The organism is Pedobacter sp. (assembly GCF_965249885.1).
GTDB lineage: Bacteria > Bacteroidota > Bacteroidia > Sphingobacteriales > Sphingobacteriaceae > Pedobacter.
Genome location: NZ_OZ252254.1, coordinates 2,823,592 through 2,848,201, shown reverse-complemented (window position 1 = coordinate 2,848,201; position 24,610 = coordinate 2,823,592). Strand labels below are relative to the sequence as shown.

Annotated in this window: 8 protein-coding genes; 1 reads left to right on the top strand and 7 read right to left on the bottom strand. The window is 44.8% G+C overall.

Annotated features, from left to right (window positions below; genetic code table 11):
- Window positions 1-26: 26 nt before the first annotated feature.
- A complete protein-coding gene (locus tag ACY2A0_RS12015; protein ID WP_461789780.1) occupies window positions 27-2,696 on the bottom strand; it encodes a T9SS type B sorting domain-containing protein in 2,670 nt (889 codons plus the stop codon).
- 233 nt (window positions 2,697-2,929) lie between these two features.
- Between ACY2A0_RS12015 and ACY2A0_RS12010 the strand changes: the two genes are divergently transcribed.
- Window positions 2,930-3,820: a hypothetical protein gene (locus tag ACY2A0_RS12010; protein WP_461789779.1), complete on the top strand. Its 891-nt coding sequence runs from the start codon at window positions 2,930-2,932 to the stop codon at window positions 3,818-3,820.
- 188 nt (window positions 3,821-4,008) lie between these two features.
- Here the strand turns inward: ACY2A0_RS12010 and rpsJ are convergent, their stop codons facing one another.
- The 6 genes from rpsJ to ACY2A0_RS11980 all read right to left on the bottom strand — a co-directional run bounded on the left by rpsJ (window position 4,009) and on the right by ACY2A0_RS11980 (window position 23,637).
- Entirely contained in the window at window positions 4,009-4,314 is a 306-nt protein-coding gene (gene rpsJ / locus ACY2A0_RS12005; protein ID WP_084237698.1) for a 30S ribosomal protein S10, read from the bottom strand.
- A gap of 140 nt (window positions 4,315-4,454) precedes the next feature.
- A complete protein-coding gene (fusA, locus tag ACY2A0_RS12000) occupies window positions 4,455-6,569 on the bottom strand; it encodes an elongation factor G (protein ID WP_461789778.1) in 2,115 nt (704 codons plus the stop codon).
- 57 nt (window positions 6,570-6,626) lie between these two features.
- Window positions 6,627-7,094: a 30S ribosomal protein S7 gene (rpsG, locus tag ACY2A0_RS11995; protein ID WP_461789777.1), complete on the bottom strand. Its 468-nt coding sequence runs from the start codon at window positions 7,092-7,094 to the stop codon at window positions 6,627-6,629.
- Window positions 7,095-7,112: 18 nt separating this feature from the next.
- Entirely contained in the window at window positions 7,113-7,526 is a 414-nt protein-coding gene (rpsL, locus tag ACY2A0_RS11990) for a 30S ribosomal protein S12 (protein WP_010599925.1), read from the bottom strand.
- Between the two features lie 242 nt (window positions 7,527-7,768).
- Window positions 7,769-11,467 (bottom strand): lectin-like domain-containing protein, encoded by a 3,699-nt coding sequence (locus ACY2A0_RS11985; protein WP_461789776.1) that lies wholly within the window; start codon window positions 11,465-11,467, stop codon window positions 7,769-7,771.
- 17 nt (window positions 11,468-11,484) lie between these two features.
- Window positions 11,485-23,637 (bottom strand): beta strand repeat-containing protein, encoded by a 12,153-nt coding sequence (locus ACY2A0_RS11980; protein ID WP_461791527.1) that lies wholly within the window; start codon window positions 23,635-23,637, stop codon window positions 11,485-11,487.
- Between the last annotated feature and the right edge of the window lie 973 nt (window positions 23,638-24,610).

Genomic DNA, 24,610 nt, shown 5'->3' with positions numbered 1-24,610 from the left:
TTTGTTGTTTCAGCTAGTCGTTACTTTTATCTTCCTGTTAATATGGTAATTGTTCCTTTAACCGGTTTAAGTCCAGCTCCAATGTTGATTTCATAATAGTATGTTCCGGAATTTAAAGTTGCCCCATTAAAACTTCCATCCCAATCATTTTGATAGTTTGCTTTCCTAAAAACTACTTTACCGGTCTTATCGTACACTATCACTTCATTTTTCGGATACATAACTTGTAAATCAGTTACAGTCCAGAAATCGTTTTTGCCATCACCATTTGGAGTTAATATGTTTGTAGCTACAACTTCTCCACTGTAAAGGCGTAAAACAGCACCAGTTTTTGGACTTGCATTACTTGTACCTAGGCTGTTGTTGGCAATTACGTAGAAAGTATGCGCTCCTGCAGATAACTCATCGGTAAAATTGTACACCCACTCCCCCTTATCATTAGAAAAAGCCGTTACGTTATGTGCTTTATCATCTACATAAATTGTAATAACGCTCAAGGGTTCGGCAACGCCACTTAACCTTGGTCTAAAGCTTGTTAACACACCATTTTTTACATTAGCTATTATTGGAGCTAGGGGATCTTCCATTAAGTTATTTAAAGAAATGATTACTCTTAAAACCTGATCACCGCCCGCATTGTTAAAAACCTTTATCGTTAAAGTGAAAGACTTTATCTTTTCATAATCTAGCTCAGTACTTTTTGCCACCGTAATGTTTCCTGTAGTTGAATTTATGGCAAATGCATCATTAAAATTTCCGCTAACTATAGTCCAGTTGGTTATAACGCCAGTAAGTGTAGTTACCGGCTTAGCTACAAATGAACCATTGGCCAAATTTTCGTCAATAGAAACTTGTAACGGCGGAACGGGTGCGGCACCTCCAAATTCAAAGGCACCCATATCTAAAATTAAATTGTTAATGCGCACTTTACCAGCTAAATCAACGTTAACTCCCGATGGCAGAAATGATTTTTGACCCGCATCAATTGCCGGGCTAAAGTCTTGTAGATACAGAAATTTGGCATTGTTTGGATCTTCGCTTTCAAATACTGGATCTTGACCAACTAAATTGCCATCAGCACCATTGGTGCCATAAGATTCCGTTAAGGTTGCTTTCACCACTAAGTTAGCAGCAGTAGCGGTATAAAAATCTGCGGTTGGCACTTCTCCAGCCACATTTTTGTAAGATATACTATTATAAACTGTTGCTGAACCTGTTGACGATACATATATAGCACCACCTCTGGAAACTGCCTTATTTGCAAAGAAAGTTGCATTGTGAATTATAGGTGCAGCGCTGGTAGATACATATATACCTGCCCCACCACCAGAGTTAGTATTGGATTCGTTGTTATAGAAAAGATTATTGATTAATACAGGGCTCGCCAAATTGCCCGTTACGCCAAAAAGATAAATAGCACCACCGCTAGTCGCAGCCTTATTGCCTATAAATTTAACGTTAAGCATTTGTGGGCTATTGGCATTAAGATACAAGCCTCCAGCCGTTGTACTTGCTTCATTATTTAAAAAAGATACTTCACTTATTGTTGATACCAAAGTACTTGTACCTAAATAAACACCCGCAGCAGAGGTGGCTTTGTTAGCAGAAAAAGTCGATCCTGTTAAATTCAAAGTACCTGTAGTAAAGTAAATTCCGCCTCCGCTACCACCAGCGATATTATTTCTAAAAGTACAATTGGTAACGTTAACTACGGTACCTAGTGCATTACTGATTCCGCCACCATTGGTAAGCGCATTATTGTTGCTAAAATTACAATCCGTAAAAGTTGCACTGGCCGATGCGGAATTCATTAAAACTGCTCCTGCAGTAGTGGATAATGATTTGTTACCATCAAAAATACATTTGGTAAATACCGGCGCTCCAGCAGTGGAAACTGCAATTGCCCCGCCTGAATTTGCTTCATTTCCTATAAACTCTACTTCGTTAAATATTGGAATAGAAGGCGTAGCTACAGCGCTAAATATAAAAATTGCGCCTCCACTTCCTCCAGTAGCTTTATTATTGATGAACTTTACTTTGGTATAGGTTGGCGAGCCATAAAAGATATATGTTGCTCCTGCGCTTTGATCGGTTGAAGCGTTAATGTTATCTCTAATGATTAAATTTTCGTAAGCTGCGCTACTGTAGTAATTAATAATACCTGGCGACCTACTTGGAGGAATAGCATTACCGTTTACAGTGACTGAATTGCCGGTTCCAGTACCGCTACTATAGCCTTTAGTTACCGTAAAACCATCTAGCTTAGCCGCTCCTAAATCTCCCGAAGCAATTACTACGTGATAGGCATTATCGGTGTCAATTGCTTCATCACCAATGTTTCCACTTAAAATTGTAACGTTTGTAGTAACATTCCTTTGAAAGCGGGAAGTTTCGGTACCTGCAAAGCCGCCATATATTGCTACATCTTTTTTCAATACAAAGGAATTATATCTATCGTTAGCGGTAATTGTACCAGTGGCATCAGCCCGTCGATTAGGTTTATGCGTTCCTGCAGCCACCCAGATCTCATCGCCGGCAGCGGCAGCATTGATCGTTGCCTGCAAATCTCCGGAAGCAGTTGCCCAAGTAGCTCCGCTTCCTGTGCCTCCAACTTTAACATATCTGATCGTTTGCGCAGCAGCATCAGCACCTACCAGTAATGAAAAGAAAATGAGCAATACGTAAAGTTTTTTCATATCATTTGTTAGTTTATCTTTTTGTTTTCTTCTTGAGCAAAGCGGTTTTTTGGCTCAAAACTATAGGATAGACTGCCACCAATACGAAGAGGACCTTTTTTATATGAAATTTTTATGCATTAAAGGAGCAAATGCCTACACTAAAGTAATTGTTAAAATATTTCGGTACTTATGATCGCCTATGGCGTCTATATCAAAAGCGCTATTAAAAAAACTTAAATAATACTAAAACAATGAAATTTATCAAACTCACTCTATCTCTAATTTTAATTTCCGTTTTCGCATTTGCACAAAAATGGGAAGTAGGAAAAACTTACACCGATGAAGAAAAATGGACCGAATTTGTGGTTGGCGATTTACCTTTGGTGATTAGCGTACCTCACGGAGGAGCCATTAACTTACCTGATGTAGGGACTAGAGATTGTAAAGGCGCTGTAACTGTTACCGATACCAGAACGATTGAACTTGTGAAAGAAATCGAAAAAGCATTTCTTGCTAAATATAATGCAAGGCCTTACATCATCATCTGTAATTTATCCAGAAAAAACGTTGATCAAAATAGAGAAATCGAGGAAGGCACCTGCGGAAATAAAGCAATGGAAAAACCTTGGAATCAATTTCATAATTACATTGATACTGCTGTGGCCCTGGCAACTAAGAAATTCGGAAAGGCAATTTATATCGACTTACACGGACATGGGCACACCAAACAACGCTTGGAGCTAGGCTATACCATTTCTGCCGATGAATTAAGAGATTTAGATAAAAAAAATCTAAAGGTGGCATCGAAGTCTTCGGTTGCTAATGCTTTGGCAAATGATAAGAGCTTAGATATTGAACAATTGTTAATAGGTGCAAACGCTTTTGGAACCTTAATTGCAAACGAAGGATTCAATGCTGTTCCGTCTAAACAAGATAAGGCACCGCTAGAAGAAGATAAGTACTTTAACGGAGGTTATAACACTCGTCGTTACACCTCTATTCAGTACCCAAATGTATTTGGATGGCAGATAGAAAGTAATTATAAAGGTGTACGCGATGCAGAGGGAAGACCCGCATTTGCTAAGGCATTTGCCGAAGTAATGGGTGATTACTTTAAAACTTACCTTAAAATTAAACTTTAGGAGAAATGCTTTTTGAAGGAGAATGGGTGAAGGAGTGAATGAGAGAATGATTAGATGATGAAATGACAAACCACCCTCACTTTCGACTTTTAACTTTGAATTTCAACTTTTGACTTTTGACTTTTGACTTAAAATAAAAAACCCCGAAGAACAAGTCTTCGGGGTTTTTTATTGCTGTATTAAAATCATTAAACTTTGATTTCTACTTCAACACCGCTAGGCAATTCTAGTTTCATTAAAGCATCAACAGTTTTTGAATTTGAGCTATAAATATCTAAAAGACGTTTATAAGCACATAATTGGAACTGCTCACGAGCTTTTTTGTTTACGTGTGGTGAACGCAATACAGTGAAAACTTTTTTCTCTGTTGGCAACGGAATAGGTCCGCTAACTACTGCGCCTGTAGGCTTTACAGTTTTTACGATTTTCTCAGCAGATTTATCTACCAAGTTATAATCGTAAGATTTTAATTTGATTCTAATTCTTTGGCTCATTTTGTTATTTAATTAAACCGATAGTTAGAGCTATTTATAACTAAAGGCGGGTTTATTTTAATAGTATTTAGATGTTAGTATTTAGATAATGTACAAGCTAAAAGCTGACCCTCTAAATACCAACTACTAATATCTAATCACTAGTCTTCAGATTTAAGTCTACCTTTTGACTTAGCGATGATCTCATCTTGAACACCTCTAGGTGCTGCTTCATAGTGATCAAATTCCATTGTTGAAGTTGCACGACCTGAAGTGATGGTGCGTAACTGAGTTACATAACCAAACATTTCTGAAAGTGGAACCAATGCTTTGATTACTTGAGCACCGTTACGAGTATCCATACCTTGAAGTTGACCACGACGACGGTTCAAGTCACCCATTACGTCACCCATGTTTTCTTCAGGAGTTAATACTTCAACCTTCATGATAGGCTCCATTAATACTGGAGAACATTTAGGCAATGCAGTACGGAACGCCATACGAGCAGCAAGTTCGAATGATAATGCATCAGAGTCAACCGCGTGGAATGAACCATCAATTAAACGAACTTTGAAATCGTTGATTGGATAGCCAGCTAACACACCGTTAGACATTGCCGAAGCAAAACCTTTTTCTACTGAAGGGATGAATTCACGAGGAATAGCACCACCAACAATTTCGTTTACGAACTGTAAACCACCTTTTTCGTAATCAGCGTCAATTGGAGAGATAACCACTTGGATATCCGCAAATTTACCACGACCACCTGATTGTTTTTTGTAAACCTCTCTGTGTTGAGTTGTACCAGTGATAGCCTCTTTGTAAGCTACTTGAGGAGCACCTTGGTTAACTTCTACTTTAAATTCACGTCTCAAACGGTCAATCAAGATATCTAAGTGAAGCTCACCCATACCTGAGATTACAGTTTGACCAGTTTCTTGATCAGTCTCTACTCTAAAAGTCGGATCTTCTTCAGCTAATTTACCTAAAGCAATACCTAATTTATCTACGTCAGCTTGAGTTTTTGGCTCAATTGCTAAACCAATTACTGGCTCAGGGAAAGTCATAGATTCCAAAACAATTGGGTGTTTCTCATCGCAAAGCGTATCACCAGTTTTGATATCTTTAAAACCAACTACCGCACCAATATCACCAGCCTCGATAAAAGGAATAGGATTTTGTTTGTTGGCGTGCATTTGGAAGATACGAGAAATACGCTCTTTGTTTCCTGAACGAGTATTCAATACGTAAGAACCAGCATCTAATTTACCAGAGTAAGCACGGATAAAGCATAAACGGCCTACAAATGGGTCAGTTGCAATTTTAAAACCTAAAGCTGCAAATGGCTCATTTACATCTGGTTTACGAGAAATTTCAGCATCAGTACGTGGATCAGTACCTTTAACACCTTCAGAATCTAATGGTGATGGCAATAACTCCATTACTAAGTCCAACATGGTTTGTACACCTTTGTTTTTGAAAGATGAACCACACACCATTGGTACAATTGAGTTATCTAATACTGCAGCACGTAAAGCGTTCAAAATTTCACGCTCAGTTAATGAGTTAGGATCGTCGAAGAATTTCTCCATTAACGACTCGTCATAACCAGCTACAGCTTCTAATAATTTTTCACGGTACATTGCTACCTCTTCTACCATATCATCAGGAATTGGCACTTCGGTAAAAGTCATACCTTTATCATGCTCATTCCAAACAATACCACGGTTGTTGATTAAGTCAACTACACCTTTAAAAGCATCTTCAGATCCGATTGGCAATTGCAAAGCAACAGCATCAGAACCTAACATATCTTTAACTTGCTTAACAACTTTTAAGAAGTCAGCACCTGAACGGTCCATTTTGTTAACGAAACCAATACGAGGCACACCATAGTTATCTGCTAGTCTCCAGTTAGTTTCCGATTGAGGCTCAACACCATCAACTGCCGAAAACAAGAACACTAAACCATCTAGTACACGTAATGAACGGTTTACCTCTACGGTAAAATCCACGTGTCCAGGGGTATCGATAACGTTTACTTGGTATTTCTCACCACGGTAGTTCCAGAAAACAGTAGTAGCAGCAGAAGTGATGGTTATACCACGCTCCGCCTCTTGTACCATCCAGTCCATGGTAGATGCACCTTCGTGTACCTCACCAATTTTGTGGTTTACACCAGCGTAATAAAGAATACGCTCAGTAGTAGTTGTTTTACCAGCATCGATGTGGGCAGCGATACCAATATTTCTTGTGTATTTTAAATCTCTTGACATCTTTTTTTTATTAGCTAATTAGCTAATCCGAGAATTAGCTAATTAGTTATTTTCTTTTTAGAATCTGAAGTGAGAGAACGCTTTGTTAGCCTCAGCCATTTTATGCGTATCTTCTTTTTTCTTAACTGCTGCACCTTCACCTTTAGCCGCTGCAACCATTTCGCCAGCTAATTTTTCTTTCATGGTTTTTTCACCACGCTTACGCGAGTAGTTGATTAACCATTTCATACCTAAAGCAGTTTTACGCTCTGGACGTACTTCTGTAGGTACTTGGAAGTTTGCACCACCCACACGACGAGATTTAACCTCTACAGCAGGGCTGATATTTGCTAATGCACGTTTGAAGATTTCTAAACCGTTCTCGCCTGATTTTTTCTCTGCCAATTCAACAGCATCATAAAAAATTGTATAAGCGATAGATTTTTTACCATCAAACATCATGTTGTTTACAAATCTTGTAACCTGAACATCGTTGAATTTAGGATCAGGAAGAATAATTCTCTTCTTTGGTTTTGCTTTTCTCATTTCTAATGTCCTCCTAAATTATTTCTTTTTACCTTTTGCTGGTGCTGCAGCTGCCTGTCCTGGTTTAGGGCGCTTAGTACCATATTTACTACGACGTTGGTTACGACCAGCTACACCTGATGTATCTAATGCACCACGGATGATGTGGTAACGTACACCTGGTAAATCTTTAACACGACCACCACGGATTAACACGATTGAGTGCTCTTGTAAGTTGTGACCTTCACCTGGAATGTAGGCATTCACCTCTTTTCCATTGGTTAAACGTACACGGGCAACTTTACGCATTGCAGAGTTTGGTTTCTTAGGGGTAGTGGTATATACACGTGTACATACGCCTCTTCGCTGTGGACAGCTGTCCAACGCTGGAGATTTACTCTTAAACTCCAGTGCTACTCTACCTTTTCTAACTAATTGTTGAATGGTTGGCATTTCTTGCTTTTTGTTTCTATTATTTATTTAATTTCCTTGATGTTAGCAGCTGATAACTAGCCCACATTAAGGGACTGCAAAAGTAGAACAATTTCTTTTAACTATCAAGGCGTTACAGAAAAAAAAATTAAGCTTAAACCAGACATCACATCTAAAAGATATAGACATCATTAAAGAACTCCCGTTAAAACTTGAAATTCATGTTTAAAACCGCGAAGCATTTCTTCGGTCAAAAAAGCTTTTTAAAATTTTAGTGGATTTTTTTCTCCCTTTTTTACAGATTTTCCATGTCGCATAAAAGGTGTATTTTCTCCATAACCAAAGCTAAAAAATTGCCCGTCAGTAAGTTGTACCGTAACAATGTAATTAGTTCCAATCTTAGCCATTGGATAAACATTGGCATCACTAAAATCGTTACTATTGCTAACTAAAAAAGTATAGTTTTGTCTTAGTGTTGAGGGTAAACCGGTACTAGTGAGCGAAGAAACCGGTACTACCATAGTAACCGTTTCTATTGTACCAGTTTCTTGAATTTTCCATTCTCTAGGCAACTTATAGATGGTTCTCTTTGGTGTCTCGCTATTACGCACAAAGGTACTAATGCTAGCGTTGTCGTTTCCCACCATTAAAAAACTATTATCTGCCGAAAAAGAATTGCTGTTGTTCGCATTCGTAGCTGGAAAACTACCTGTACTGTAATCGCCCAAATAAATAGTGATTGGTATATCAGCAGTAGTTTGATTAGTGGAAATAGACTGCTTTTGCTGAAGGTTACTCCTGTCGTCCCGTCCTATTCCAAACACATCATTATTATACCCGCTATTATTGGAACTGTTCCAAAAAATAGTTGTTCCGTCGCCGGCGGTATAGTTTGCACCTGTGCCATCATTTAAAGAAATACCATATTTAAGGGCTAAATAAGCGTTGACCCTATTTATTTCTGCAGCTGAAAGACTGTTAATATTATAGACAATCGCATCTGCCAAATAACCAAATGGTCTGGTACTGGATCCATCACCGCCAATTTGATTATACTGACCTGTTGGATCGATCGTAGAAGTTGCAGTTGAAACGGTTGATGATCCATTTTTAGCATATTGCACAGTGCTACTGCCGGAAGGTATAAAACCATTGACTAAGGCAAGTTCGCCCTCGTTCCAACTCATGGTTGAAGCCCTAAGCGTGTTGGATGGCTGACGATCGTAAAACGTAAGAAAATCGTTGGTATTTATCACCATCGGGTGATCTAAGTCGCCGACATTTGAGCGAAACACGGTTCTAACGCCACCTGTGGATATTGATTTCAATCCTGGTCTTCCCACTACAAACATGCTTGAATTAGGTTCAGTTGGAACAGTCCCTCCAACATTAAATCTTTCACCTGCTGCACTGCTATCAAAAAAAATTGTAGGATTAAAATTGGCCAATGTAGCGGCGCTTGATTGATAGGTAGGGGTGGCAGTTGCTGTTGCGCTTGCTCCGTTAAACTGGTTTTGCCAGCTACTTACGGTAGCTCCATGGGTAGTTGTGCTGGTACCGGCATCAGCCCTATACCACAAACTTAGTCCATTTAATACCCCGCCAGGCGCTAACTGGACAGTTGCCAAGGTGAAATAATCATTATTATTAAATACAACTCCCGCAATGCGGCCATTAGCATCCAAAGCGCCTACCTGTGTAGTCCCAGAACTAAAATCGGGATTACCATTTTTCTTTAACAAATATACCGTACGATTGCTGTTAGTACCCCAGCCCGTAAATTCTAAATTAACTGCTTGTGAAAAGTTGGTTGCCTGTACTTTCCACTCTCTACCAATCCTACCATTGTAAATGTTACTTTCTAAATCAGTAAATTGAATGTTACTGCTACCGTTATCATTACCAACCATCAAAAAACTAAGGTTCTGCGCAATATCTGTGTGATTGGCTGAAGTGTTGCTCGTACTAAAATTATTATCTGTAGATATAATGAGAAAATCATCTGTATTTGCAGAAGTAGAAATTCTTTGATGCAATAATGTCAAATCATCTCTACCAACACCAAAAATATCATTATTGAAACCATTGTTAGTTGAAATATCCCAATAAACTGTGCTATTATTACTAGCAATGTAGTTGACACCCGTTCCATCATTTCTGGAAATGCCATACTTGGTAGCTAAATAAGATTCTATCACATTATAATTACTGCTATTATCTGTGTTATAGGTGATAAATTCTCCAATAATCACGTTTGAGGTTTCATTATTTCCAGAACCATATCCACCTAAGCTAATTCTCCAGGAGGCATCGTTACTCGTATTATTTGAATTTACCTGTACACCATTTTTCCTTTGCGCCACCACTTCTGCGGCGGTACGGTTGAGCGAAAATTGATTTAAATTGGTAGTTGCCGCAATCACTCCATTTGAACCATTGCTACTGAAATTAGGCGTTCCATTAATGTAAAGCGCATTCTCCAAGCCCGAATAGTACCCAAAGAAGTTATTACTGATTTCGGAACTAAACACCCTCGCATTCGACGTTCCCTTTTGCTTTGCCACACCGAAGAAGCTATAAGGCTGGCCGTTGCCACCAACATTTAACGCCACAGGCAAATTCATAATGGCAGTGTTCATCGTGTAGGTACCATTGAAGTTCAGCAAATCAGCACCGTTAGTATTCAGTGTTGGTGTTCCAATATCTACTGTAGCATTATTAGTAGAATTTTGTTCCTTCCAAGAAGAAGCCGTGTTGCTTGCATTATCGCCCCTATACCAACCCAGATACCCATTAGCAATACCTCCCGGCGCCAACATGCTTAGTTCAACATTTGCTGTGTTCGAATTTCCAAAAATATCTGATAATTGAACCGTTAAAGTTCGGCTATAGTTCAAGGTGGCGATATCGGCCATAGAAGCGATTGTATATCTTACCGCATTAATTGCATTGCCAATATCAGCGGTTGAAGCAATGTTAGCTAATGTAATTACCCTATTGCCAGATACTGTGGTGATCGTTGAAGTTACTCCAGAGGGCAAACCGCTAACCGAAAAGCTTTCTGAAGATAATGCTGATGGTATGGTAACGATTGCTGTGACTCTCTGTCCGCTTGAAAAATCTGCAAAGCTGGCACCTACAGCATCGGCATCGCAAATTCTCGTAGATAAATTTAAACCTGTGACCGCCCTATACCCCCCTGTTGAAACTGGTAAAGTGGATTCATCATCATCTAACCTAATGATAGAAGCAAAATTACCTGTTATGCTATTGACAGTAACTTGCTGCAAATTAGTTAGGGCGCCGGTAGCACCGGTAAATCCAAAATAAGCCTTGGTAGTGCCACCCAGCAAAGTACTAATATTAGATAAAGTCCGTGTATCTAAGGTAGTTCCATTCCACGACATCGTTAGCACTTTGGTAGTCGCATTCCAGTTGATAATACACGCATGAGTGGCATTATTCTCAATGTTAGTAGCGAAACAGGTTTGCGTAGTCCAAGTTGGACCAGTTCCAGTTCCGAATGCCCAAAAATCACCACTTGCAGTACAGTTCGGTTCCGTGCCACCATTATAATAGGTATCGAATTTGTACATAATGGAATTTACAATCCCATCCAAACCGATACTTCCACCGCCCCCTCCTATTGTATTTTCTTTTCTCGGATCATTATGAAACACAAATCCTGTGCCGTCAGCTCCCGTGTCACTAGCCCCCATAAACCAAGTGAGGTTGATGGAAAAATCAAAGGCAAAATCAACTTGAATTTTCGAAAAAGCAGAACCCGACTGACTTCCTAAATTAGGGGTTAACGTAATTCTGTTAGTTGGCGTAGTAACTGAGGCATTGCCATTTACTTTAAATTGAGTATTGAAATTCGGAACAAAAGTACTTGTTTGTGCAAAAAGTGGATTATTGAAAAACAATATCGATGCTACTAAACTCCAAATTATCCATCTCATAACAGCACACGTTAAGTTTATTGATAATTTAATGTGATATCGCCAACCCTAGCTACGTTCCCGTTTGTTGCAGACAGGGTAATTAATAAAGTAGCTACTGTACCTGGAGTAGTCCAACTTGAGAGATTTGTACTCGTAAAGGCAGTTTTGTTCCATGTGGTATTAGTAATATTAGTTTGACTTGCAAATGTGCTACTACCGGTTAGGTACCATTGCAGAGAAACCGAACAGCCTGAGTTTGCAAAATTATCAACTTGTACTGCGTTGTTCGTATCCCAAGCAGTAAAGTCGTTTGGAAGCATAATCCTTACTGCAATTTGGTAGGTCTGTGCACCTGAGGCATCAGTACCCATCCATTCGTAATAGTTCATCCAATTAGGAGTAGCGGATGTCCTTGTATTATCGCTAGTCATGTTACCATTATTTCCAGTACCCGAAGCGGTTAAGGCAGCTCCAGCATACTCTGCTGGTAAAACCATTTTTTTACTAGCAGTAGTGGTAGCCATACGTTGCCAAACTGTGCCGTTAAATTGATAAAGTCCAACCGCAGTAACATTAACTGTTTTAGTTGATGATGTACCTACAGGAGCAGTAACATAAACCATTGTACCAGCACTAGTATAAAGTGCATCTTTTGCTTTAAGTTGGTCGCCTGTTAGCCTTGGAAAAGTTATACCATCGGCAACTGCTGTACTGCTTGGAGCACCTTGAACATCTAGCGTACTTCCCGGACTAGTTGTACCTACACCAACGCTAGCGCCATTTCCTAAGATAAGTGTATTATTTTGGCTGGCAGTGGCATTATATCCAATTGCCGTCGCATTAGTCGCACTGGCGGTAGCTCCCTGACCGATAGCAGTACTATTTTGACCTGACGCGGTACTATTTTGGCCAACGGCGGTAGAATTTTGATTTACCGTTGCTTTGGCATTCTGTCCTATGGCTACTGTACCATTTTGTGTCGCTTCAGCAGAATGCCCAGCAGCTACAGCTTGATATGCAGATTTTGAAGTCGCACCTAGCGCAACACTACTCGTACTTGTATTTTGAGCAGAACTTCCTACGGCTACACTTTGATAATCGCCTTTGGCGGAATGTCCTAGTGAAACGGATTCGGTCTTACCAGTGGTACCCGAACCATAGCCAATATTTGTACTCTTAAATTCTGATAATGATGATACCCCTAAGGAAGTTGCCTGATTAAAGATGTTTATCCTACCAGATTCTGTATTGTTCGTTTTGAAAACGATATCCTGATTATCAGTAGTTCCTATAAAATTAGTGCCAGCCGTTGTACCGGCATTACCAGTAAGCGCCCATCCACTAGCGCCTGTAGCCGTTGCGGTCACTAAATTTCCACTAGCATCAAAGCCTAAATTTTGGGCAATCGTACCTGAGCTTGGCGTGAGATCTGCAGAAACACCATTAACCGTAGTTGTTATCTTATTGCTAGAAGCGGTCAAGCTATTGCTGTTGATGATGTTGACTCCCGTACCGGTAACACCGTTCACCGTGGTCGTCAACGTATTCGTATTGGAAGCGTTCGATACCGTGGTAGGAATCGAGCTGGCGCTCAACTGTTTCACCACACCTGTGGCATCTGCAACCAAAATCTGGTCGGAACCACTGCCCGTCTGCAGCCCCTCAAGGCGCAAAGGATTGGAAGCGGCCTTCACGTGCAGCGTGTTGCTCGGTGCACTCGTGTTGATACCGATGCTGCCCGCAGGAGAGGCAAGGCTTCCGCTAAGGCCGGTACCGAAGATGCTGTTCATGATGTTCATCTGGTTGCTCGCAGTACCGCTCGGCACACCAAGCTTGTAACCGATCAACAGGTTGTTGGAACCTGTGGTAACGTCGTTAGCACCGGCACCACCCGTACCTATGCCCAGCTGGATGTTCCTTGCACCGGTGGTAGCCTCCTGTAGTGCCCTGGTACCAACGCCAGTATTCTCCGCTCCCGTGGCCTTCAGTATCGCAAAGAAGCCAAGGCCGGTATTGTTGTCGGCAGTGGTGGCAAGGTTCAGCGCACCATAGCCCAGCGAAGTGTTGAACTTGCCCGTAGTCAGCGACTTGAGCGAAGCTGCCCCAACGGCAGTATTCTGGTTGCCCGTAGTGACAACGCTCAGCGCCTCCCCGCCCACTGCGGTATTATCGCTGGCCGTGTTGGAAACAAGTGTACCATAGCCGATGGCTGTATTGCGGCTGCCGCTAACGTTCGCCTTCAGCGCCTGGCTACCGATGGCCGTGTTAAAAAATCCAGTTGTATTGGTCTGCAGCGTATTGGAGCCCAGACCGGCATTGTGGTTCCCACTAGTGGTCGCAGTCAGGGAATTGGCCCCAACAGCGGTATTGTCGCTCGATGTGGTAACCGTAGCCAGCGTACCGAAGCCGATGGCAGTGTTCCTCAGACCGGTGGTGTTGCCCGCAAGCGCATTGCTGCCGATGGCAACGATGCCCGTACCGGTGGTATTGGCGGCCATGGCCCCCGAGCCGATAGCAATAATGTCGGTGCCCGTGCCCAAAGAGGTGCCGTTGCCGCCTACGCCCGCATCGGATGTCACGTGGTTCCTGGTGCCAAGCAAACGTACGTCGGCATCGAAGGTTGACCTTGCAACGGTCTTCAGTACGCCGCCGCCGTCGGCAACAACGATGTTGTCCGAGTTGGCCCCGGTCTGAAGGCCGGAAATGGCAAGGGTCTTGGTCGCATCGGTGGTGATCGTTGTGGCAGCGCCCAGGGTTCCGCCCAATTTCACGTCGCCGTTGCTGGCGGTAAGTCCGCTGCTGGCGCTAACCAGCACCGGTGTGGCAGTGGTAGAAACGCCGTTCACCGTGGATACCAGATTGCCGTTGGTGGCCGTCAAAGTATTGGTCGTGCTGCCGCCAAGTACGGCGGTCAGGCTGATCGACGAGGATACGCCGTTCACCGTGCTCACCAAGTTATCCCCCGATGCGCTCAGCACATTGCTGTTGATGATAGGTACAGCAGCTGATGTTACACCGTTAACCGAGGTAGTTAAATTATTTGCACTAGAAGTATTAGATACCGTAGTGTTGCTGTTCAGTAAGCTTGGTAGGCTGATCGATGAGCTTACTCCGTTCACCGTGCTCACCAGGTTGCCGCCAGATGTGCTCAGCGCATTGCTGTTGATGATGTTCACTCCCGTACCGGTAACACCGTTTACCGTGGTCGTCAATGTATTTGTATTGGAAGCGTTCGATACCGTTACCGGCAATGAACTGGCACTGGTCCAGGTCGGCGCAGCTCCCGCACCCGCAGAGGTTAAAATCTGTCCGCTGGTACCAGCAGCGCCATTTGGCATCAGCGCTCCGGAGAAACGTACGTTGCCGGTCACGTCCAAACGCTCGGCCGGACTGCTGTTGGCAATACCTACCCTACCAGTACCGCTGGGACTGAATACCAGGTTACCTGTGGTAGCGCTGAAGGTCAGGTTATTAGCTCCCTGGGTAACCGTACGGTTGCCACCAAGGGAACCATCGGTACTGTAGATGTTCTGCCCATTGGCAGCATTGTTGGTCTGCCTTACCAGAACACCTGAGCTGTTGAAGCCGAGGCTCTCGGCGATCGTACCGCCGGCTGTTGGCGTTAATGTGGTAGATACCCCGTTGACAGTGCTAACGATCGCATTTCCAGACGAGGTCAGCGCATTGTTGTTGATGATGTTGACTCCCGTACCGGTAACACCGTTCACCGTGGTCGTCAATGTATTCGTAGCTGAGCTGTTCGATACCGTTACCGGCAATGAACTGGCACTGGTCCAGGTCGGCGCAGCTCCCGCACCCGCAGAGGTTAAAATCTGTCCACTGGTACCAGCAGCGCCATTTGGCATCAGCGCTCCGGAGAAACGTACGTTGCCGGTCACGTCCAAACGCTCGGCCGGACTGCTGTTGGCAATACCTACCCTACCAGTACCGCTTGGACTGAACACCAGGTTACCTGTGGTAGCGCTGAAGGTCAGGTTATTAGCTCCCTGGGTAACCGTACGGTTGCCACCAAGGGAACCATCGGTACTGTAGATGTTCTGCCCATTGGCAGCATTGTTGGTCTGCCTTACCAGAACGCCCGAACTGTTGAAGCCGAGACTCTCGGCGATCGTACCGCCGGCTGTCGGCGTTAATGTGGTAGATACCCCGTTGACAGTGCTAACGATCGCATTTCCCGAAGAGGTCAGCGCATTGCTGTTGATGATGTTGACTCCGGTACCCGTAACGCCGTTAACTGAGGTAGTTAATGTATTCGTATTGGAAGCATTGCTTACCGTAGTATTACTGTTCAACAACGTTCCCAGACTCACCGTCGAGGACACGCCGTTAACGTTCGATACCAGATTTCCACCAGTGGCAGTCAAACTGTTGCTGTTGATGATAGATACCGCAGCAGCAGTAACCCCATTAACCGAGGTAGTCAAGTTATTTGCACTGGAAGTATTGGACACCGTAGTGTTGCTGTTCAACAACGTTCCCAAACTCACCGTCGAAGATACGCCGTTAACGTTAGATACCAGGTTTCCACCGGTAGCAGTCAAACTGTTGCTATTGATGATCGGTACCGCAGTCGATGTTACACCGTTAACCGCTACAGTTATATTGTTGGCCGATGACGTCAAGCTGTTGCTGTTGATGATAGATACCGCAGCAGCAGTCACCCCGTTAACCGAGGTAGTCAAGTTATTTGCACTAGAAGTATTGCTTACCGTAGTGTTGCTGTTCAATAAGCTTGGTAAGCTGATCGACGAGCTTACTCCGTTCACCGTGCTCACCAGGTTGCCGCCAGATGTGCTCAGCGCATTGCTGTTGATGATGTTGACTCCGGTACCGGTAACACCGTTCACAGTGGTCGTCAATGTATTCGTAGCTGAGCTGTTCGATACCGTTACCGGCAATGAACTGGCACTGGTCCAGGTCGGCGCAGCGCCTGCACCTGCAGAGGTTAAAATCTGTCCGCTGCTGCCAGCAGCGCCATTTGGCATCAGCGCACCTGAGAAACGTACGTTGCCCGTCACGTCCAAACGCTCGGCCGGACTGCTGTTGGCAATACCTACCCTACCAGTACCACTGGGACTGAATACCAGGTTACCTGTGGTAGCACTGAAGGTCAGGTTATTAGCTCCCTGGGTCACCGTACGGTTGCCACCAAGGGAACCATCGGTACTGTAGATGTTCTGCCCATTGGCAGCATTGTTGGTCTGCCTTACCAGAACACCTGAGCTGTTGAAGCCGAGGCTCTCGGCGATCGTACCGCCGGCTGTTGGCGTTAATGTGGTAGATACCCCGTTGACAGTGCTAACGATCGCATTTCCAGACGAGGTCAGCGCATTGCTGTTGATGATGTTCACCGAACTGCCTGTAACTCCGTTAACCGAAGTGGTCAAGTTATTTGCACTAGAAGTATTGCTTACCGTGGTGTTGCTGTTCAACAACGTTCCCAAACTCACCGTTGAGGATACCCCGTTAACGTTCGATACCAAGTTTCCTCCAGTGGCCGTCAAACTATTGCTGTTGATAATAGATACCGCAGCAGCAGTCACCCCATTTACCGATGTGGTCAAGTTGTTTGCACTAGAAGTATTGCTTACCGTAGTGTTGCTGTTCAACAATGTTCCCAGACTCACCGATGAGCTTACGCCGTTAACGTTAGATACCAAGTTTCCACCAGTGGCCGTCAAATTGTTGCTATTGATGATCGGTGCCGAAGTTGATGTTACACCGTTAACCGCTACAGTCATATTGTTGGCCGATGATGTCAGGCTGTTGCTGTTGATGATAGATACCGCAGCAGCAGTCACCCCGTTAACCGAGGTAGTCAAGTTATTTGCACTAGAAGTATTAGATACCGTAGTGTTGCTGTTCAATAAGCTTGGTAAGCTGATCGACGAGGATACGCCGTTCACCGTGCTCACCAGGTTACCACTCGATGTGCTCAGCGCATTGCTGTTGATGATGTTGACTCCGGTACCGGTAACACCGTTCACCGTGGTCGTCAATGTATTTGTAGCTGAATTGTTCGATACTGTTACCGGCAATGAACTGGCACTGGTCCAGGTCGGCGCAGCTCCCGCACCCGCAGAGGTTAAAATCTGTCCGCTGGTACCAGCAGCGCCATTTGGCATCAGCGCACCGGAGAAACGTACGTTGCCAGTCACGTCCAAACGCTCGGCCGGACTGCTGTTGGCAATACCTACCCTACCAGTACCACTGGGACTGAATACCAGGTTACCCGTGGTAGCACTGAAAGTCAAGTTATTAGCTCCCTGAGTCACCGTACGGTTGCCACCAAGGGAACCATCGGTACTGTAGATGTTCTGCCCATTGGCGGCATTATTTGTCTGCCTTACCAGAACGCCCGAACTGTTGAAGCCGAGGCTCTCGGCGATCGTACCGCCGGCTGTTGGCGTTAATGTGGTAGATACCCCGTTGACAGTGCTAACGATCGCATTTCCAGACGAGGTCAGCGCATTGCTGTTGATGATGTTGACTCCCGTACCCGTAACGCCGTTAACTGAGGTAGTTAATGTATTCGTATTGGAAGCATTGCTTACCGTAGTATTGCTATTCAATAAGCTTGAAAGGTTAACCGATGAGCTTACTCCGTTAACGTTCGATACCAGGTTTCCACCAGTAGCCGTCAAACTGTTGCTGTTGATGATCGGTACAGCAGCAGCAGTAACCCCATTCACAGAGGTAGTCAAGTTATTTGCACTGGAAGTATTGCTTACCGTAGTGTTGCTGTTCAACAACGTTCCCAAACTCACCGTTGAGGATACGCCGTTAACATTAGATACCAGATTTCCGCCAGTAGCCGTCAAACTGTTGCTGTTGATGATCGGTACAGCAGCAGCAGTAACCCCATTCACAGAGGTAGTCAAGTTATTTGCACTGGAAGTATTGCTTACCGTAGTGTTACTGTTCAACAACGTCCCCAAACTCACCGTCGAAGATACGCCGTTAACGTTCGATATCAGGTTCCCGCCAGTGGCCGTCAAACTATTGCTGTTGATAATCGGTACTGCAGTCGATGTTACACCGTTGACCGCTACAGTCATATTGTTGGCCGATGATGTCAAACTGTTGCTGTTGATGATAGATACAGCAGCAGCAGTAACCCCATTCACAGAGGTAGTCAAGTTATTTACACTGGAAGTGTTAGACACCGTAGTGTTGCTGCTCAACAACGTTCCCAGGCTTACCGTCGAGGATACGCCGTTAACGTTAGATACCAGATTACCGCCAGCGGCCGTCAAACTGTTGCTATTGATGATGTTTACCGAACTGCCTGTAACTCCGTTTACCGAGGTAGTTAAATTATTTGCACTAGAAGTATTAGATACCGTAGTGTTGCTGTTCAGTAAGCTTGGTAGGCTGATCGATGAGCTTACTCCGTTCACCGTGCTCACCAGGTTGCCGCCAGATGTGCTCAGCGCATTGCTGTTGATGATGTTCACTCCCGTACCGGTAACACCGTTTACCGTGGTCGTCAATGTATTTGTATTGGAAGCGTTCGATACCGTTACCGGCAATGAACTGGCACTGGTCCAGGTCGGCGCAGCTCCCGCACCCGCAGAGGTTAAAATCTGTCCGCTGGTACCAGCAGCGCCATTTGGCATCAGCGCACCGGAGAAACGTACGTTGCCGGTCACGTCCAAACGCTCGGCCGGACTGCTGTTGGCAATACCTACCCTACCAGTACCGCTGGGACTGAATACCAGGTTACCTGTGGTAGCGCTGAAGGTCAGGTTATTAGCTCCCTGGGTAACCGTACGGTTGCCACCAAGGGAACCATCGGTACTGTAGATGTTCTGCCCATTGGCAGCATTGTTCGTCTGCCTTACCAGAACGCCCGAACTGTTGAAGCCGAGGCTCTCGGCGATCGTACCGCCGGCTGTTGGCGTTAATGTGGTAGATACCCCGTTGACAGTGCTAACGATCGCATTTCCCGAAGAGGTCAGCGCATTGCTGTTGATGATGTTCACTCCCGTACCCGTAACGCCGTTAACTGAGGTAGTTAATGTATTCGTATTGGAAGCATTGCTTACCGTAGTATTGCTATTCAATAAGCTTGAAAGGTTAACCGATGAGCTTACTCCGTTAACGTTCGATACCAGGTTTCCACCAGTAGCCGTCAAACTATTGCTGTTGATGATAGATACCGCAGCAGCAGTAACCCCATTAACCGAGGTAGTTAAATTATTTGCACTAGAAGTATTAGATACCGTAGTGTTGCTGTTCAATAAGCTTGGAAGGTTAACCGATGAGGTCACTCCGTTAACATTGGAGGTCAGTTGCCCAGAGGCCACGCTCAATGTATTGGTCGTGCTGCCGCTAAGCACTGTATTCAGGCTGATCGATGAGGATACGCCGTTAACTGTGCTCACCAGGTTACCACCAGATGTGCTCAGTGCATTGCTGTTGATGATGTTCACTCCCGTACCGGTAACACCGTTCACCGTGGTCGTCAACGTATTCGTATTGGAAGCGTTCGATACCGTGGTAGGAATCGAGCTGGCGCTCAACTGCCTTACCACACCGGTAGCGTCGGCAACCAGGATCTGGTCGGAACCACTGCCCGTCTGCAGACCCTCAAGGCGCAGCGGATTGGAAGTGGCCTTCACGTGCAGCGTATTGCTCGGTGCGCTCGTGTTGATACCGATGCTCCCCGCCGGAGAGGCCAGGCTTCCGTTCATGCCCGTACCAAAGATCGTGTTCTTGATGTTCATCTGGTTGCTCGCGGTACCGTCCATGATCGAAATGCCGTTGCCGATCAACAGGTTGTTGGAACCTGTGGTGACATCCGTCGAGGTGGACGTGCCCGTACCTACGCCAAGGCCGATGTTGTTGCTGCCGCTCGTATTGCCCCTAAGTGCCTGGTAGCCAAAACCGACGTTGTTGCTCGCAGTGTTGTTCTGCAAAGCCTGCGTACCGAAGGCCGAGTTGTTCAGACCGGTGGTATTGGAGCCCAAACTGCTTACACCTACGGCAACGTTGTTGTTGCCCGAGGTATTTGCCACCAGTGAATTGTTGCCCACGGCCGTGTTGCTGGACCCGGTGTTCGCCAGAAGCGTAGCCGAACCGATGGCCGTATTCCCTGAACTGGTGGTAACATTGGCCAGTGCGTTCCAGCCAACTGCAACCGTACCCGTTCCCGAAGTAAGCTTGTTCAGTGCGTTGGCTCCGATGCCGATAGAACCGGTGCCGGTGGTCACAGCTCCAAGTGAGGAGGAACCGATGGCAATATTGTCGGCACCAGTGCCCAAAGAGGTACCGTTGCCGCCAACGCCCGCATCAGAACTCACGTGGTTCCTGGTGCCAACTACCCTTATATCAGCGGTAAAGGTAGACCTTGCAACCGTTTTCAGTATACCGCTGCCGTCGGCAACAACGATGTTGTCCGAGTTGGCACCGGTCTGCAGGCCAGTAATGGCCATTGTATTGCTGGCACTAGTAACGATTGTAGTGGGTGAACCCAAAGTACCGCCCAATTTCACATCGCCGTTGCTGGCGGTAAGTCCGCTGCTGGCGCTAACCAGTACCGGTGTGGCCGTAGTAGAAACGCCGTTCACCGTGGATACTAGGTTGCCGTTGGTGGCAGTCAAAATGTTGCTGTTGATGATAGATACCGCAGCAGCAGTAACCCCGTTAACCGAGGTAGTTAAATTATTTGCACTAGAAGTATTGTTTACCGTAGTGTTGCTGTTCAACAGGCTCGGAAGGTCGACCGATGAGGTCACACCATTTACGTTAGAGGTCAGTTGGCCGGAGGCTACGCTCAAAGTATTGGTCGTAGCGGCAGCAAGCGCAGGCGCAAGATCCAAAGATGCAGAAGTAACTCCGTTGATCGTTGTGGTCAACGAAGAGCCCGACAAGGTATTGTTCACCGTAGTGTTGCTGTTCAACAGGCTCGGAAGGTCGACCGATGAGGTCACACCATTTACGTTAGAGGTCAGTTGGCCGGAGGCTACGCTCAAAGTATTGGTCGTAGCGGCAGCAAGCGCAGGCGCAAGATCCAAAGATGCAGAAGTAACTCCGTTGATCGTTGTGGTCAACGAAGAGCCCGACAAGGTATTGTTCACCGTGGTGTTGCTGTTCAACAGGCTCGGAAGGTCGACCGATGAGGTCACACCATTTACGTTAGAGGTCAGTTGGCCGGAGGCTACGCTCAAAGTGTTAGTCGTAGCGGCAGCAAGCGCAGGCGCAAGATCCAAAGATGCAGAAGTAACTCCGTTGATCGTTGTGGTCAACGAAGAGCCTGCCAACGTATTGTTTACCGTAGTGGCAGATGCCAGGGCGGAGGATATATCAACTGGGGAACTGCTCACACCGTTAACATTGGTGATCAGGTTCTTGCCGCTGAAGCTGTTGCTCACCGTAGTAGCGGCAGCAAGCGCAGGTGCAAGATCCAAAGATGCAGAAGTAACTCCGTTGATCGTTGTGGTCAACGAAGAGCCCGACAAGGTATTGTTCACCGTGGTGGCAGATGCCAGGGCGGAGGAAATATCAACTGGGGAACTGCTCACACCGTTAACATTGGTGATCAGGTTCTTGCCGCTGAAGCTGTTGCTCACCGTAGTAGCGGCAGCAAGCGCAGGTGCAAGATCCAAAGATGCAGAAGTAACTCCGTTGATCGTTGTGGTCAACGAAGAGCCCGACAAGGTATTGTTCACCGTAGTGTTGCTGTTCAACAGGCTCGGAAGGTTGACCGACGAGGTCACACCGTTTACGTTGGACGTCAGGTTACCGGAGGCTACGCTCAAGGTGTTGGTCGTAGCGGCAGCAAGCGCAGGCGCCAGGTCCAAAGATGCGGAACTAACCCCGTTGATCGTTGTGGTCAGCGAAGAGCCCGCCAAGGTATTGTTTACCGTAGTGTTGCTGTTCAACAGGCTCGGAAGGTTGACCGATGAGGTCACACCGTTTACGTTAGATGTCAGTTGACCGGAGGCTACGCTCAAAGTGTTGGTCGTAGCGGCAGCAAGCGCAGGCGCAAGGTCCAAAGATGCAGAGGTAACTCCGTTGATCGTTGTGGTCAACGAAGAGCCCGACAAGGTATTGTTTACCGTAGTGGCCACAGCATTGCCATTTATCTGTTTCAACACACCTGTGCTACCATCAACTACTACAAGCTTGTCAACAGACGAACCCTGTTGAAGACCAGCGATCGCCAATGTATTGTTGGCATCGGTGGTGATCGTTGTAGCGTTTGTTAGTGCACCACCCAATTGTATATTGCCAGCATTTTTAGTTAAACCATTGTTTGCAGTTATTTTACTATTTATTATATAGGGATCTGCTACTGTCCCCGTACCCGTAAGCAACATATCTGTTCCTGCTATGGAAACCCCTCCTTGTCCGGCGGCACCCACCAGGCTTACGCCTGCTGGCCATGTGCCACCAGCTTTAGGGCCATAGATGATATTTGCTGTAGGGTCAATATAGAAATCTCCATCAGTACCTGTTGCGGTCGTTGGCGCACCACTTCCGCTGAGTACCGTTTTTCCGTTGGCACCAGAAGGACCAACCAGGCTTACACCTGCTGGCCATGTACCACTAGCCTTAGGGCCGTAGATAATATTCGCTGTAGGGTCAATGTAAAAATCTCCATTAGTCCCGATTGCCGCTGTAGGCGCTCCGGTACCGTTGAGTATCGTCTTACCATTGGCACCAGCAGCACCAGTCAAGCTTATCCCGGCCGGCCATGTACCGTTAGTTTTGGGTCCATAAACAATACTAACGGTAGGGTCGATATAAAAATCTCCATCATTACCTATAGCTGTTGTTGGCGCTCCGGTACCGTTGAGAATTCCGTTACCTTTACTACCTTTAACAGCAACCCAACCATTTCCATCCCAATAATACAAGCCAGTCCCATCAGGCTGCATTGCTGGATATGCAGTGGAACCAGCGAATCCTGCGGTTGTAGTATTTATATTATATACTACCATACCTGCTACAGGCGTGCTGCCCGTAGCCAAGCCCCAAGTGGTGGTACTGGTAAGATTAACGCGTGGGAACAATAAACCTTTGTTACTACTCTCTAACTCTAGAATAGACGCCTTGTTGATTGTCGTAGGATTATCTCCTATTTTGACTTGAGCCTGTGCAAACTGTACACTGACCCCGAGCACTGAACACAGTGCGATGCGCTTGAAAATTTTCTTCATAAATTTCTGGTGCCAAAACAGACACGTCAGCCACGTAAAGCCAAAAGCTATGCCACCAGAAAAAAATTGGATTTATACGGAAATGCGGCTTTTTTGAACAGGAAGCAATAAAGCTATTTAATTTTCGTTGATGTAGCTTTTCCTCAATCTGAGAAAAACACACCGCTCAACCCACGAAAACAGCAAAAAATCAACTAAAAACACAGAAAATCCGCTACTTAAAATGTCTCTTTAAACAACTTATAGTTTTAAATCTATTTTTTTACCATTTTTTTTTTAACACAAAACTAATAGCTGTTCAAAAAAAATTAAGTAGCAAAGAATTTTTATCCAACTTGAACATATTTGCACGATAGACAGATTAAATTTTATTTCAAAATTGATTTAAACCAAAGATTTCAATCGTATGCAGATTTCACAATCAAAAAGTAAGCAGTTTTACAAACTTACAATCTCAAAGCTTAGATATGCCGTATCCCTAAAAAAACAATTCCATATTGATTTAAACAAAAAAGCTATATAAAAATTTAAGAAAAGTGTGGAAAAATTGGGGAATTTGACCTTGTAAGTCAAGCGATTCACATGATCTCTTTTAAAAGTTTTTAGCTAAGCGGTTATGGTTATTTCAACTAAAACCCACACCTAAACATTGCTTCACATTAATGCTATTAACGCAAGTTATTTGGATAAATTATGATGAATTCCAAAATACAATGTTCTTATTAAACTTAGTGATTTTTAATGCACGTTGGCTATAGCAACTTATTTTTGGTTTATCTCGACAAATAAGTATTCTCTTGAAAGTAAAAAAATTGATCTTATCGAGATTTAAATCGTTACTACTCGTCCAACAAATTCAAGATGGTACTTATTTGGGAATTGAATTTCCAAAGGCTTGAATAAAGGGAAGTGGAAATTGCGAACTTATAATCACCAACACATTAGTAATGCAAAAAAAAGCTGCCTCAAAAGT